This is a genomic window from Janthinobacterium sp. AD80 (assembly GCF_002878455.1).
Classification (GTDB): domain Bacteria; phylum Pseudomonadota; class Gammaproteobacteria; order Burkholderiales; family Burkholderiaceae_D; genus Janthinobacterium.
On sequence record NZ_NRDQ01000027.1, the window covers coordinates 17,223 to 30,385 of the forward strand.

Genomic DNA, 13,163 nt, shown 5'->3' on the forward strand with positions numbered 1-13,163 from the left:
TAGCCTTGCACCTTCACCACTCTTTCTTGTTAAAGTGATCTCCGATGCGTCTGGTTCTCCCCCTGTTGGCCCGTCCACTGCTGCTGACCTTGCTTGCAGCCGCCCTGCCCGCCACCCATGCGGCCCCTGCTCCCACCCTGCCTACGCCCATCACCCTGGACCAGGCGATGGCCGATCCCGACTGGATCGGCACACCCGTTGAAGCGGCCTGGTGGGGCTGGAATGGCCAGCTCTACTACAAGCAGAAGCGCCTCGGCTCACCCCTGCGCGACACCTATCAGCTGTCCGGCGCGAACGCCAAGCTCAATAGCGGCAAGAAGGTCGATGACGCGCAGCTGGCCAACCTCGATGGCCAGCAGATGATCGTCAACCGGGCGGGCACGCGTGCCATCCTGCTGCGCAATGGCGACTTGTTCGAGCGCGACCTGAAAAGCGGCGTCCTGGTGCAGATCACGCGCGGCGTGTCGGCCATCAGCGACCCGCAATACTCCAGCGACGGCGGCGCCGTGCAATACCGCAGCGGCACCGACTGGTTCAGCTGGAGCCGCGTTGACCGCCTGAGCGCCCCCGTTGCCCTGCTGCGCGCCGCCAAGGACCCGGACGCCAAGCCGGAAGCGGACGCGCAGCGCGACCTGCAACTGCGCCTGATCGTCAACCTGGCGCGCCAGAAGGAAGACCGCGACACGAGCCGCGACCGCCGCCATGAAGAGCGCCGCCTGGACGCCACGCGCGCGCCGGAACCGATCTACCTGGGCGAGAAGGTGACGATTTCCGGCAGCGCCCTGTCGCCGGACGGCCGCTGGCTGCTGTTCGTCACGCAAGACAAGGCGGCGGAAAAAGGCAAGCTGGGCAAGCTGGCGCGCTACGTCACGGAAACCGGCTACCCGGACGTGGACGACGAGCGCACGCGCGTGGGCCGCAACATGCCCATCGCGCAAAGCCTGAAACTGGCCGACCTGCGCACGGGCAAGGTGCGCGAGATCGCGTTCGACAGCCTGCCCGGCATCGCCACCGATCCGCTGGCCGCCTTGCGCGCCGAGCAAAAGCTCACGCCGCTGAAAGGCAACCGTCCCGTGCGCGTCGACGCCCAGCGCGACGGCATCGTCTGGACCGAGGATGGTTCGCGCGTGGCCGTGCGCGTGCGCGCCATCGACAACAAGGACCGCTGGATCGCCAATGTCGACCTGGCCAATGGCGCCCTGCTGCCCGTGCACCGCATCAGCGACGCGGCCTGGGTCAACCGCCGCGCCGACGAATTCGGCTGGCTGCCCGACAACGCCACCCTGTGGTACCTGTCCGAGGAAAGCGGCTACGCCCACCTCTACACGAAGACGGGTGCCGCACCTGCGCGCGCGCTGACCAGCGGCCAGTGGGAAGTAAGCAATGTCGAGTGGAGCCGCGACGGCAAGAACGCCTACTTTGTCTGCAACCCGCAAGCGCCTGGCACGTATGAAGTGTGCGCCAGCACGGCGAAAGATGGCGGCGCGCGCGAAGTGACCAGCTTGAAGGGCGTGGAAAACTTCGGCCTGTCGCCCGATAACGGCAAGCTGCTGGTGCGCTATTCCACCAGCTACGTGCCGGCGCAACTGGCCACGATCAGCGTGGCGGGCGGCAAGGCGAATATCCTGACGGATACGCGCAGCGACGCCTTCAAGGCGCGCAACTGGATCATGCCGCAACTGGTGCAAGTGCCGTCGACCCACGGCGCGGCGCCGATCTGGGCCAAGCTGTACCGCCCGGCAACACTGGAAGCGGGCAAACAATATCCGATCGTGATGTTCGCCCACGGCGCCGGCTACCTGCAGAACGTGACCGAGCGCTACCCCGTATATTTCCGCGAACAGATGTTCCACAACCTGCTGGTGGAACAGGGTTTCATTGTGCTTGACGTCGACTACCGCGCCTCGCTCGGCTACGGCAGCGCCTGGCGCACGGCCATCTACCGCCAGATGGGCCACCCGGAACTGGAAGACTTCATCGACGGTGCCAAGTGGCTGGCGCAGCAGCATCAGGGCGACATCCGGAACGTGGGCATCTATGGCGGCAGCTATGGCGGTTTCATGAGCCTGATGGCCCTGATGCGCGCGCCCGAGATCTTCAAGTCGGGCGCCGCCCTGCGCCCCGTGACGGACTGGACGACGTACAACCACGAATACACGGCCAACATCCTGAACACGCCAGAACTCGATCCGCAAGCGTATAAAATCTCTTCGCCGATCGAATACGCGGACAAGCTGACGGGCAACCTCTTGATCGCCCACGGCATGATCGACGACAACGTGTTCTACCAGGATTCCGTGCGCCTGTCGCAGCGCTTGATCGAGCTGAAAAAGGATAACTGGGAAATGGCCAGCTACCCGATGGAACGCCACGGCTTCGTGCAGCCGGAAGCGTGGTATGACGAATACCGCCGCATTTATCAGTTGTTTAACCGCACGCTGAAGTAAACGTCCATGCCCGGCGCATTTGCGCAAGCTGTCGGATTACGCGGCTACGCCGTGGCATGTAACAAGCAGGTCGGATTAGCCCGCAAGGGCGTAATCCGGCACCACCACCAGCGCATAAAGTGTCGGATGACGCGCCATGCGGCCGCTAATCCGACACCACACCCACCACACTCACTCAGTCAAACGGCACCGGCCGCGGCGTCGTGTCGCCCGATGGCGGCAGGATCGGCAGCACGATGTGCGGCTGCTTGCCAGTCAGGGTTTTCAGGAAGGCCACCAGTTTCGCGTTTTCATCGGGCGTGAAGGTGCGGCCCAGCTGCAGGCGGCCCATCACGTCGACGGCTTGCGTCAACGTCGCGGCCTCGCCGTCGTGAAAATACGGATAGGTCAGCTCCACATTGCGCAGGGTCGGCACCTTGAAGTTGAAACGGTCCGCATCCTTGCCCGTCACGGCCGCGCGCCCTTCCGTCGTCATGGCCGTCTTGTACGGCTCGACGACGCCCATCTTCTGGAAGGTATTGCCGCCCGCGGCGGGACCGTTATGACAGGCGATACAGCCGCTCGTCTTGAACAGCTGGTAGCCGGCCAGCTCGTCTTTCGTCAGCGCGCTTTTCTTGCCCATCAACCATTGATCGAAACGCGCACCGGGCGTCACCAGCACCTCTTCGAAGGCGGCGATGGCGCGCGTGACTTGCTCGATGCTCAGCTTGTCCTGGCCAAACACTTGCCTGAATTCCTGGCGGTAGGCGGGAATCGACGCCAGCACATCGATGGCCAGCTCGTGCGTAAAAGCCATCTCGCCGGGATTGGCGATGGGACCGCCCGCCTGCTCCTGCAAATCCTTGGCACGGCCATCCCAGAATTGCGCCACGTTCATGCCGGCATTGAGCACCGTAGGCGAATTGATGGGCCCGCGCTGCCAGTTGTGGCCGATCGAGGTCTTGATGTTATCCGTGCCGCCCATGCTCAGGTTATGGCAGCTATTGCAGGAAATAAAGCCCGAGCGCGACAGGCGCGGATCGAAAAACAATTTCTTGCCCAGTTCCACCATCGCCGGATGGGCGACCTTGGCGGCGGCGATGGGCTGGATCGGCTCCCGGTCGGCGGCATGCACGATGGCGCCAAAGGCCAGGCTGGTGATGAAGAGCAAGGGTGAGAGGGTACGGCGCATGGTCTACTCCTGAAAACATTCCCGAATCGGCGGCGCGCACCGGCGCGGGAATGCGGCGCGCCGGTCCGGTTGCCACCCGTACATCACTGATTGGATGTTGATTTATATTAACTTTGACTGCTTGATAATATAAATGACCAGGATCAAGGTTCTCGCCGAGTGCGAATCGCGCTTGCCATTTACGCAAGCGTGGCACATGATGAAGGCATGCACACACCCAATTACCCCGCCCTGCTGCGCGCCGCCTGCGCCACCTTCCTCTTGCTGGCCGCCAGCGCCTGCGGCAGCGCGCCCAAGCAGGATGCGCCCCCGGCGCCGGGCAATGCGGGCTTGCTGGCGCAGATCGAGGCGGAAGTGGGCGCCGCCGCCTGCGACTCCACCCAGCAGTGCCAAACCATCGCCATCGGCGCCAAGGCGTGCGGCGGCCCGGAGCGCTATCTGGCCTGGTCCAGCAAAGACATTGACGGCAAGAAACTCAAGGCCCTGGCCCAGGCGCATGCCGAAGCGAGCCGCAAACAGCAGCAGTCAGACGGCATGATGTCCACCTGCGCCATCGTCACGGACCCGGGCGCCAGCTGCGAGGCGGGGCGCTGCGTGCTGCAAAAGAGCGGCCTGGGCGGCAACGCCGCCATGTAAAAAAGCCGCTGGTTCAGCGGCTTGAGTGATCGTGGAAAAAATCAGGGCTGCAACTGCAAGGTCTTGACGATCTTGCTTTCCACCTTCTCTCCCGCGCCCGAGGTGGCGCTCTTGCTCTCCTTGCGCAGCAACAGCAAGTGATCGCCACTCACGCCATACTGGCGCGTTTCGTCCATTTTTTGCGTAAAGCTGACCACCACAAAGGCCCGCCCGCTGACGTCGAAATGGAAACGGCTGGCCAGCGGCGTACCGTCCGCAGCGATCCACACCTCGATGCCGCCGTCGAACTTTTTCACATACTTGCGATCTTTCTCGGGAACCTTGTCGAGCGATAAGGTAAAGCTGAGCAAACGCGCCGGCTTGCCTTTATAGCTATCCATCTTTTCACCGCCGAACACGGCTTCGTCGATCTCGCGCGACAGGGCATCCGCCGCCGACACCATGGAACGCAGCTCCGTCGCCTTCATTTCTCCCAGCGCAAAGCCGGTCGGCGTCTTGACCTTCGGGTCTTTCACCTTGGCGCGCTGCTCGGCTTCCACCTTCGCCAGCAAATCCTTGCCATAGAGCACCTGCAAGCCCACCGGTCCGCCTTCGACGGCCACCGTGGCCGTGCCGCTATCTTCTTCCGCCTCCTTGCCCTCGCCTTCGCGGCGCCAGGTTTTCGATTCAACCTGCCCCTTGATCGGCGTTTGCCCCTGCAGCCGCGCCAGCGCCGCATTCAAATCGGCCAGGCCATCGGCCCGCGCCGCCCCGCACACCACGCTGAACAAGCCGCCCAGCACCAGCCATTGCACGCCATTCCGTCGCCGCATCGTCGCATCCTCATGTCACTAGCGATGCCAAAGCACCATGTTTTGGCCATCTGTTGCATTTGAACACAGCTAGCTCTGGTCAGGTGGAAAGTCTTTCTGCTATAATTCTCCGCCTTGGCCTGGTAGCTCAGTCGGTAGAGCAGAGGATTGAAAATCCTTGTGTCGGTGGTTCGATTCCGCCCCGGGCCACCAAGAATTCGTTTCACGTTCAAAAACGCCACCTTCGGGTGGCGTTTTTTCTTATGTACTCGCACCAGCCCCCGCGAACACCTGCGGAACGCTGAGTGGGTTTGCGGACTTAGCAAGTCTGGCTAGTCAGCTGCCGCTGGCCACATGCCGCTCTCTCCGGGCCATGCTGCTGTCCTGGTCGCAGATGTGCTGATCAAGCTGAAATTTTTTGGTGAAGGTCCCTGATCATGCTGACCTTGCCAGTATCAATGCTGGGGTTTCTCAGCAGCGCTTTCCCGGAGTTACTCACGCTGTTTTGGGATAGCCAGGGCCGCAAGCAAGAGGTTGCCTTCCTCGATCATCAGATGAAGCAGCAGCGCCTGAGGCACGCGCTGGTTCGATGCATTGCAGGCCTCGGTGCGCCCGGCCATCACCTATGCATTGGTCTTTGCGGTGGTGAAAGCCTCGGCCTTGCCCACCTTGCTACAACCGAAGGGATCACCGTGGCGCCTGCCGTGCAGGCCACCTGGGACGTGGGGTGACGAATGCGTCACATCACAAAAATAGGCTTGAACCGGATCAACTGGCAAAGATTAAGTGGCAGAGCCCCCAACAGGGTGACGTAAGCCCCCACACGGTTTAAAATGATAAGATTTTGTAGATAAATGCAATAAGATCGCAAAGATGCGTGTTGTGGGGACCACAAGAATGGCTTTTTTCCCGGTATTTCTGTCTATTGTGTATGTTGTACGCAATCAAGGCCATCAGCTAGAGAGCATTATTCACATTGCCTCTGAAAAACTGTCATCACTCGTCACCGATTACGAGTTGATTATCGTGGACAACGCATCCGATGATGAAAGCGTTCTTGTACTAAGAAATCTCACAGGCCAATCGGGCTATCCAAATTTGCAGGTCTATGCTCTGACCAAGGAAGTTGATGGTGACACGGCATCATGGGTGGGACTCGAGAACGCACTTGGCGATTTTGTTGCGGTAATAGATCCGCTTCTTGACGATATCGGATTTTTGCCTGACATGCTTGATAAAGCAGTTACGGGAACTGATGTTGTTTTTGTAAACAATCTGCAGAAACCGCGCCAAAGTTTCGCTTACCAAGCGGCCTATGCAAGCTTCAATTTTCTATATAAATCGTTCAATGGAATACGTCTGGCCAAAGAGGCGCCTCAGTACAGGCTACTGAGTAAGCGCGTCGTGAACTTTATCTTGCAGCACCCCCAGCCAGCCCTCACTTATCGGCACTTGCCGGCAACTGGTGGCTTTGCGCGCATCAACATGGAGTACAGCGCCAAACCACTTGCAAAGCATACCAAAAAATTGGGCGAAAGCATTGATCGGGGGATGCGCCTTCTCGTCTCGACGACGCAAGCTCCCATGCGCCTTGTGACCTCGTTGTCCTTGTTCGGGGCAGTTGCCAATTTGATTTATTCAGTCTATGTTGTTGCCATCGGAATTTTTAAAGCTCAGGTGGCGCCAGGCTGGGTAAGTATGTCGTTGCAACAATCAGGCATGTTTTTCCTGATATCTCTCGTGCTTTTAGTGCTTGGCGAGTACATATTGCACATGGCCAGCCTCAGTAATGAGGGGCCGCTCTATCACGTTGGCCAAGAGTTCACCAGCGCACGCATGACCCGTCGAGAGAAGCTGAACATTGAGGATGTCTCGTCGTCGGCAAAGATTATTTCAAGCAATTCTGATCAGGTTGTTACATGACCATGCAAGGCGTCACTGCAGATGCTGTCATCATTGGCGGTGGCTTTTACGGGTCTGCAATCGCGATCTACCTTGCCAAGACCCGTGGATTGCGCCGGGTGATCCTCCTGGAGCGGGAGCAGGAACTGCTGCTCCGTGCCTCGTATAACAACCAGGCACGCGTACACAATGGATACCATTACCCCAGAAGCTTTACCACAGCCTTTCGTAGCCAAGTCAATTTGCCCCGGTTTGTACGAGATTGGCCGCAAGCCGTAAAGCAGGACTTTGTAAAGCTCTACGCCATTGCAAGACGCAATTCTAAAGTAACATCCAAGCAATTTGAGCGATTTTGCCATGAAATCGGAGCGAAGATCAAACCCGCTGAAACTGGTTTAAAGCGGCTTTTTGAACCCCGACTGATTGAAGATGTTTTTCTCGTCGAGGAGTATGTGTTCGACTCGACGCGACTTGCCGAGTGGGCTGTTAAAGAGTTAAAGGATGCGGGTGTCGAAGTCCATTATTCAACCCGTGCGTTAGCGATTTCACGTTCACCAGCCGACAGTAGCTTGACCGTCGCACTCCAGCCGAAGTCAGGAGACGCTTTCTCCATAAGCTGTCGATACGTCTTCAATTGCACCTACAGCGGACTCAATCAGTTTTCAGGCGACTTTCCAGGTACGCAAACAGGTCTTAAGCAGGAGGTGACTGAAATGGCGCTTATGCAAGCGCCCGACGTGCTCAAGGAAATTGGGGTCACGGTCATGGACGGGCCATTTTTCTCAATGATGCCGTTTCCGGCTCGCGACCTGCACACGCTGTCGCACGTTCGTTACACCCCACACTTCAGCTGGAAAGACGAACTGGGTATTGACCCATACAGGACGCTTGACCAGTACGACCGGGCTACTCGCGTAGATCGCATGATCCGTGATGTGGGCCGTTATCTACCCGCTGCACTTGAAGCAAAGTATGTCGATTCACTTTTTGAGATCAAAACCGTTTTGGTCAAGAACGAAGGGGATGATGGTCGTCCGATTCTTTTTGAAAAACATGCAGAGCTGCCTGGTTGCTATTCGGTATTAGGCGGCAAGATTGACAATATTTACGATGTTCTTGAAAAACTCGAAACAGAAAAGTTCAAGAGTTCGCTGGAGTAATGATGAATAATGCGCTAATTGGATTCTCTGGTTTTGTTGGAAGCACACTTCTCAAGCAAGCACATTTTTCTGAGCTTTACCGCTCGACCAATATCCATGAAATTGAAAATCATGAATTCGACGTGGTGGTGTGTGCAGGTGCGCCGGCACAGAAGTGGATTGTCAATCGTAATCCGGTAGATGATAGAAAAAACATTGACTCTCTGATCGACCACCTTCGAACGATAAAGTGCAAGACATTCATATTGATCAGCACTGTCGATGTATTCAAGGAACCGATTGGCGTTGATGAATCGACGCCGATTGAAGAGTCAGGCTTGCATGCCTATGGACTTCATCGCCGGGGCCTTGAAAAGTTTGTCGAGCAGCATTTCTCCAATTACCTGATTGTTCGGTTGCCAGGTTTGGTGGGTCCTGGTTTGCGCAAGAACGTGATTTTTGACTTGCTCAATACCAACAATCTTCATGCGATTGAGAGCCGGGGAATTTTCCAATTCTATCCCATGGTGAACCTTTGGTTCGACATCCAGAGGGCGCAGGAGGCTGGTCTATCACTGGTGCACCTGACTGCTGAACCAATCAGCGTTGCAGATGTTTCGCTTCAGGGCTTTGGGAGGCAATTCACACAGTCGCTGGCAAATCCGCCGGCTCGTTACGATATGCAAACGCAGCATGCGCATATTTTCGGCTCGTCTGGGCAGTATCAATACAGTTCCTATGAGACGATACAAGCGATTAGAGCCTATGCCCAATCCGAACCCATTACCCTGAAGAGCGAAACCGGAATGGCATTATGAGACTAGCGATATCCAACATTGCATGGGACATTCAAGAAGATCCTGCCGTCGCAAATCTTCTTGGCAAGTTCGCGGTTGATGCCATTGATATAGCGCCTGGCAAGTACTTTCCAGACCCTGCCAACGCCAAGGATGAGGACATCGCAAACGTCAGGCAATGGTGGGCTGATCACGGCATTGAAATCACGGGTATGCAAGCCTTGCTCTTTGGAACGACGGGGCTAAATGTCTTTGGTGATGGCAAGAGCCAGGAAGCGATGCAGGAGCATCTAAGAGCGGTGTGTCGCATCGGGGCAGGCCTTGGTGCTACCCGTCTGGTATTTGGCTCGCCCAAAAATCGCGACCGTTCTGGCTTGAGCGATGTTCAGACCCTCGATCAGGCGGTGAGTTTTTTTCGGCGTCTGGGCGATGCCGCCAAGGAATATGGCGTCTTTGTCTGCCTAGAACCAAACCCCACTCGATATGGCGCAAACTTCATGACGACCAGCGAAGAGACGGCCCATGTCGTCGCAGCCGTCGGTCACGGTTCAATCCGGATGCAGTTAGATACTGGGAGCTTGACCATCAATGGAGAGTCTCCCGAATCTGTGCTGGAGTACAGTGCCAGATTGATCGGGCACGTCCACGCAAGTGAGCCGGATCTGCTGCCTTTGGGCGATGGCGGAACGGATCATCAGCTGATACACAAGGCCCTGCAGCAACGCCTTCCAGGCCACGTGGTCTCGATTGAGATGGTTGCCACCAAGGAGGAACCACACCTCCACTCGATTGAACGGGCGCTTACTTGCGCCGTGGCAGGCTATCGGACTGAATACGGGGTAGCCGGATGAAATGGTTGATTTTGGTGCTTGGTATCGCCGCAAATGCCTCTGCCAGTGTGCTGGTCAAGATGGCCATGATGCCCCCGAGGAGGTTCCCCTCCCTGACCGATCCCTTGGCCGCCTTGAGCAACTGGCCTTTCTGGCTAGGCTTAGGCCTATATGGAGGAGCGTTCATACTGTACGCCGCTGCACTGGCAAGGTTGCCATTGAATGTTGCCCATCCGGTATTGACGTCAGGGGCGGTAGCAACCGTCGCACTCTTTTCCTATTTGATCTTCCGTGAGCCCTTTCACTGGACGACTGGTGCCGGCATTCTCCTCGTGATTGCGGGCGTGGCACTCATCACAGCTCGGGCGGCATAAGAAATGAATAAAAAAAAAAGACATTACTCCAGCGGAGCGGGCAAAGTGGCAAGTGCCCGCGATGGAGACACTGCTATGGCAGGGTAAGCAACATCCTTTCTGCATCGTAATTCCCGTGATTAACGAGGGCGAGCGAATCAAGAGCCTGCTCAAACGGATGGAGGCTGAGCAGATTTCGTCGATTGCAGACATCATCATTATCGATGGTGGCAGCACGGACGACTCCTTAAAAATTGAAGACCTAAAGCAAATAGGAGTCAGGGGCCTTTTGCTTAAAAAGGGCCCGGGAAAGTTGAGCGCACAACTTAGGTGCGCCTATGCCGTAGCCCTTGATCAGGGCTACGAAGGCATTGTTACCATCGACGGAAACGACAAGGATGACCCCGAACCAATACCGAGATTTATCAAGGCGCTAGAGAACGGGATTGATTTTGTTCAGGCATCGCGCTTTCTGCCTGGAGGGGTAGCTGTGAATACGCCAAAGTCACGACACTTTGCGATCCGGTATATCCATGCCCCGTGCTTAAGACTGTCATCCGGTTTTAAATGGACAGATACCACCCAAGGGTTTAGGGCTTACAGTCGCAGAATGTTGCTGGACCCAAGAATTTCGCTATTCCGGGATGTTTTTTCCACCTATGAGCTGCTCGCTTACTTATCATATCGAGCACCTAAGCTCGGATATGCTTGCAGAGAGCTACCAACGGCAAGGCGATATCCCATTGGTGAAATTCCAACGAAAATCAGCGCTATAAAAGGTAATTTTCTTGTGCTTAAGGTCTTATTGCAAACGTGCATGGGATACTACAATCCACTTCAAGGAAAAGAGTTGTAAATATGAGTTTTCAGAAAAATAGGTGCACTTGGGGTTTGTATTCGATTTTATTCCTGGCCGGTGTTTTATTGTTATTCTTTAGAAATCCAGACCCTGTCATAAACCCGGTTATATATGCCGAAGATGGAATTTGGGCGGCTCTCGGTCTGCGTGAGGGTTGGATAACAGCTTTTATTTCCTCGCGAACAGATTATTTTGTATTTCTAAATACGCTTCTTTTATACATATCGAGCATCATTTCGATCGCGACCAGTGGTGGGATGATCGAGCGTTTGCCTTATGCGATTGCTTTCGTTTCTTATTCCTTTTATTCCGCTTTTGCTCTGCTGGCGTTTGCCACCATCAAAAAAGTTTCGTCTGGTTTTTTTGGGCTATTCGCTTTTCTTTTACTATTAATGCTACCCCTAGGAGATACCCAGAATGAAATCATAGGGCGAATTTTGCAGGTTGGCTTCTTTATGCCGGCCCTGGCATTAATGCTTTTTTTCTGGCGCGATCGCTGTGGAAGCACCATTGTCAGACGCGCGATCGATCTGGCAATTTTTGTCTCTGCCGGAACCAATCCAATTGTTTTTGTTCTGGTTTTTGCCTATTTCCTACATATTCTTTTTTTGAATAATTTTAATTTTATTTCGACGTTAAAGAACAATGTATTACTCATATCTTTACTGTCGGCTTTAGCGGTTGCAATACTTCCTAGGCTGGGTGGCCACGGCGGCGTTCCCGGAGACTTAGTTGCCAGCAACGTCATTGAAGCAGTTACAGCACGATCGATTTTATTCCCCTTCGTTTTCCCTTGGTATGGGCAGCTCTCAAATGTCCTCAGCTTGTCAATTTTTGCAGTATTTGCTTTGGTAGTTTTTATTGCCATTAGAGTTTCTGAGAATATCGAAGCCAAGAGACTCACGTATGCGGTAATCGTGACTACGAGTATATACGCATTTCTAACTTTACTTATGCGACCTGGCTTGACAGGCCTTCTGAATAATTACCAGACAAGCTTTCCTGACCGATACTTCATGGGTATCAATGTACTGGTTTCCATTTTGATAGTTCTTGTTTTCATTCAACTTATCAATCATGTTAAAACCAGAATATTAGGTGCAATTTTTGGAATTTCAGTGGTTCTTGTCTATATATACGGGAATTCTGCAATATTCGAATTCAATGAAAGTAAAATGCCAATTCGAAACTACTTAAGCTTTAAAGATCAAATATGCCTCAGCGAGCAGGTCTCCAGCTCTTACAAGATACAAATATATCCGGAGCTTCCGGCGTGGGTCATGCTTATTCCCGCACAATATATCAGCAAGGTTGATTGCAAATTTCGCTCTTATGAGGGATCAGGTCTTCCGCGACCTGGTGATGAGTACAAGAAAATTCCGACCGCTGCACTGGAAAAAAATAAAAATATTCCCATTAATTTTTTTAAATTTGCGACATACAAACCTTTATCCAGAATTGAAATAATGTTTGGCACTAACGTGCGTACAAATCCAGGAGATGCTCAGCTCATACTAAAGAATAGTAATGGAAGGGTTGAAAAGATTGTTTTTTCATTGGAGAACCTCCAAGATAACCACTACCGATTCTTTGATATACCTGATGGCGTGTATGCTTCCGGCGAAATAGTATCCCTTACTGGCCAAGGGGTGAGCGTCTGGGAAAGTCATAATCAAGATGGAAAAGTCTTGTCATGCTTAAAATTTAAGTTCACAGATGGTGGGAGTGCATTAACACCTGGCTGCCCAAGGTAATAGAACGATAGATTAAGCAATCCTGGTAGTAAATCTTCGGATTTTCTCTGCTCTTCTATTGCACAACTCTGCGGCCGATGAAATTAGGCACTCGTTTTCGTAGGCCTCAATCTCGCACGGATGGCAGATTGCCTCGCCAGGCAGGCGGATCAACTTTGAGCCGATGTCAGGGATTCGCCAGCGCTCAAGGGTGCTGTTGACAGACTCCAGCACTTGGCAAGTTGCTATTGATCGAAGTGGGTAGCACTCATAAATGAACTCCTTGTATGGTGCTTGGGAGTCCATGAACGCTTTGTTTTGGGAGGGTATGGTGGTGCTACTGCACTCACATTACCTGTCGCTGCGCCCCCTTCTCCCCCCAGCGGTTGCCGCTGGCGGCGATGAAGGCGCCAAGGCGATACGGTGATTGTCGTTCCTCCACGCTAATCCACCTCACGCCACATACGACAACGCCAAGCCATCCGGTTGGCGTTGTGCGTATGCG

12 protein-coding genes and 1 tRNA gene are annotated in these 13,163 nt (G+C 54.6%); 11 read left to right on the forward strand and 2 right to left on the reverse strand.

Annotated elements, in window-relative coordinates; genetic code table 11:
• Nucleotides 1-44: 44 nt before the first annotated feature.
• The gene (locus JaAD80_RS06790) at nt 45-2,447 is read left to right on the forward strand and encodes a S9 family peptidase (RefSeq protein WP_219726789.1); all 2,403 of its coding nucleotides are present in this window, start codon (nt 45-47) and stop codon (nt 2,445-2,447) included.
• Between the two features lie 175 nt (nt 2,448-2,622).
• Here JaAD80_RS06790 and JaAD80_RS06795 read toward each other — a convergent pair whose 3' ends face one another.
• Nucleotides 2,623-3,618, reverse strand: coding sequence for a cytochrome-c peroxidase (locus JaAD80_RS06795; RefSeq protein WP_102293474.1), 996 nt, complete (start codon nt 3,616-3,618; stop codon nt 2,623-2,625).
• A 207-nt stretch (nt 3,619-3,825) separates the two neighbouring features.
• On the opposite strand from JaAD80_RS06795, the gene JaAD80_RS06800 reads away from it, so the two are divergent.
• Complete coding sequence (locus JaAD80_RS06800) at nt 3,826-4,254, forward strand: hypothetical protein (RefSeq protein ID WP_102293475.1); 429 nt, start codon at nt 3,826-3,828, stop codon at nt 4,252-4,254.
• Between the two features lie 41 nt (nt 4,255-4,295).
• On the opposite strand, the gene JaAD80_RS06805 is transcribed toward JaAD80_RS06800, so the two are convergent.
• Nucleotides 4,296-5,066: a hypothetical protein gene (locus JaAD80_RS06805; protein WP_258002846.1), complete on the reverse strand. Its 771-nt coding sequence runs from the start codon at nt 5,064-5,066 to the stop codon at nt 4,296-4,298.
• 116 nt (nt 5,067-5,182) lie between these two features.
• Here JaAD80_RS06805 and JaAD80_RS06810 point away from each other — a divergent pair.
• From JaAD80_RS06810 to JaAD80_RS30155, 9 genes are all read left to right on the forward strand, one after another.
• Nucleotides 5,183-5,258 (forward strand) — tRNA-Phe (locus JaAD80_RS06810).
• 224 nt (nt 5,259-5,482) lie between these two features.
• Entirely contained in the window at nt 5,483-5,776 is a 294-nt protein-coding gene (locus JaAD80_RS06815) for a hypothetical protein (RefSeq protein ID WP_102293477.1), read from the forward strand.
• Between the two features lie 166 nt (nt 5,777-5,942).
• Entirely contained in the window at nt 5,943-6,968 is a 1,026-nt protein-coding gene (locus JaAD80_RS06820) for a glycosyltransferase (RefSeq protein WP_102293500.1), read from the forward strand.
• Nucleotides 6,965-8,107 carry an FAD-dependent oxidoreductase gene (locus tag JaAD80_RS06825; RefSeq protein WP_102293478.1) on the forward strand — a complete coding sequence of 381 codons (1,143 nt, stop codon included), beginning with the start codon at nt 6,965-6,967 and terminating at the stop codon, nt 8,105-8,107. The genes JaAD80_RS06820 and JaAD80_RS06825 overlap by 4 nt, the downstream gene beginning before the upstream one ends.
• 2 nt (nt 8,108-8,109) lie before the next feature.
• Complete coding sequence (locus JaAD80_RS06830) at nt 8,110-8,904, forward strand: NAD(P)-dependent oxidoreductase (protein WP_102293479.1); 795 nt, start codon at nt 8,110-8,112, stop codon at nt 8,902-8,904.
• Nucleotides 8,901-9,734 (forward strand): sugar phosphate isomerase/epimerase, encoded by an 834-nt coding sequence (locus tag JaAD80_RS06835; RefSeq protein WP_102293480.1) that lies wholly within the window; start codon nt 8,901-8,903, stop codon nt 9,732-9,734. Before JaAD80_RS06830 ends, JaAD80_RS06835 begins: the two co-directional genes overlap by 4 nt.
• Entirely contained in the window at nt 9,731-10,087 is a 357-nt protein-coding gene (locus tag JaAD80_RS06840; protein ID WP_102293481.1) for a multidrug efflux SMR transporter, read from the forward strand. Before JaAD80_RS06835 ends, JaAD80_RS06840 begins: the two co-directional genes overlap by 4 nt.
• A 61-nt stretch (nt 10,088-10,148) precedes the next feature.
• Nucleotides 10,149-10,922 (forward strand): glycosyltransferase family 2 protein, encoded by a 774-nt coding sequence (locus tag JaAD80_RS06845; RefSeq protein ID WP_102293482.1) that lies wholly within the window; start codon nt 10,149-10,151, stop codon nt 10,920-10,922.
• A 2-nt stretch (nt 10,923-10,924) separates the two neighbouring features.
• The gene (locus JaAD80_RS30155) at nt 10,925-12,679 is read left to right on the forward strand and encodes a hypothetical protein (protein ID WP_146012280.1); all 1,755 of its coding nucleotides are present in this window, start codon (nt 10,925-10,927) and stop codon (nt 12,677-12,679) included.
• Nucleotides 12,680-13,163: the final 484 nt, after the last annotated feature.

Excerpts from the sequence above, each read along its gene's own strand:
- JaAD80_RS06840 (WP_102293481.1), top strand. The coding sequence starts at position 9,731 with ATGAAATGGTTGATTTTGGTGCTTGGTATCGCCGCAAATGCCTCTGCC.
- JaAD80_RS06815 (WP_102293477.1), top strand. The coding sequence starts at position 5,483 with ATGCTGACCTTGCCAGTATCAATGCTGGGGTTTCTCAGCAGCGCTTTC.
- JaAD80_RS06790 (WP_219726789.1), top strand. The coding sequence starts at position 45 with ATGCGTCTGGTTCTCCCCCTGTTGGCCCGTCCACTGCTGCTGACCTTG.
- JaAD80_RS06795 (WP_102293474.1), bottom strand. The coding sequence starts at position 3,618 with ATGCGCCGTACCCTCTCACCCTTGCTCTTCATCACCAGCCTGGCCTTT.
- JaAD80_RS06820 (WP_102293500.1), top strand. The coding sequence starts at position 5,943 with ATGGCTTTTTTCCCGGTATTTCTGTCTATTGTGTATGTTGTACGCAAT.
- JaAD80_RS06845 (WP_102293482.1), top strand. The coding sequence starts at position 10,149 with ATGGAGACACTGCTATGGCAGGGTAAGCAACATCCTTTCTGCATCGTA.
- JaAD80_RS06800 (WP_102293475.1), top strand. The coding sequence starts at position 3,826 with ATGCACACACCCAATTACCCCGCCCTGCTGCGCGCCGCCTGCGCCACC.
- JaAD80_RS30155 (WP_146012280.1), top strand. The coding sequence starts at position 10,925 with ATGAGTTTTCAGAAAAATAGGTGCACTTGGGGTTTGTATTCGATTTTA.
- JaAD80_RS06835 (WP_102293480.1), top strand. The coding sequence starts at position 8,901 with ATGAGACTAGCGATATCCAACATTGCATGGGACATTCAAGAAGATCCT.
- JaAD80_RS06825 (WP_102293478.1), top strand. The coding sequence starts at position 6,965 with ATGACCATGCAAGGCGTCACTGCAGATGCTGTCATCATTGGCGGTGGC.
- JaAD80_RS06830 (WP_102293479.1), top strand. The coding sequence starts at position 8,110 with ATGAATAATGCGCTAATTGGATTCTCTGGTTTTGTTGGAAGCACACTT.
- JaAD80_RS06805 (WP_258002846.1), bottom strand. The coding sequence starts at position 5,066 with ATGCGGCGACGGAATGGCGTGCAATGGCTGGTGCTGGGCGGCTTGTTC.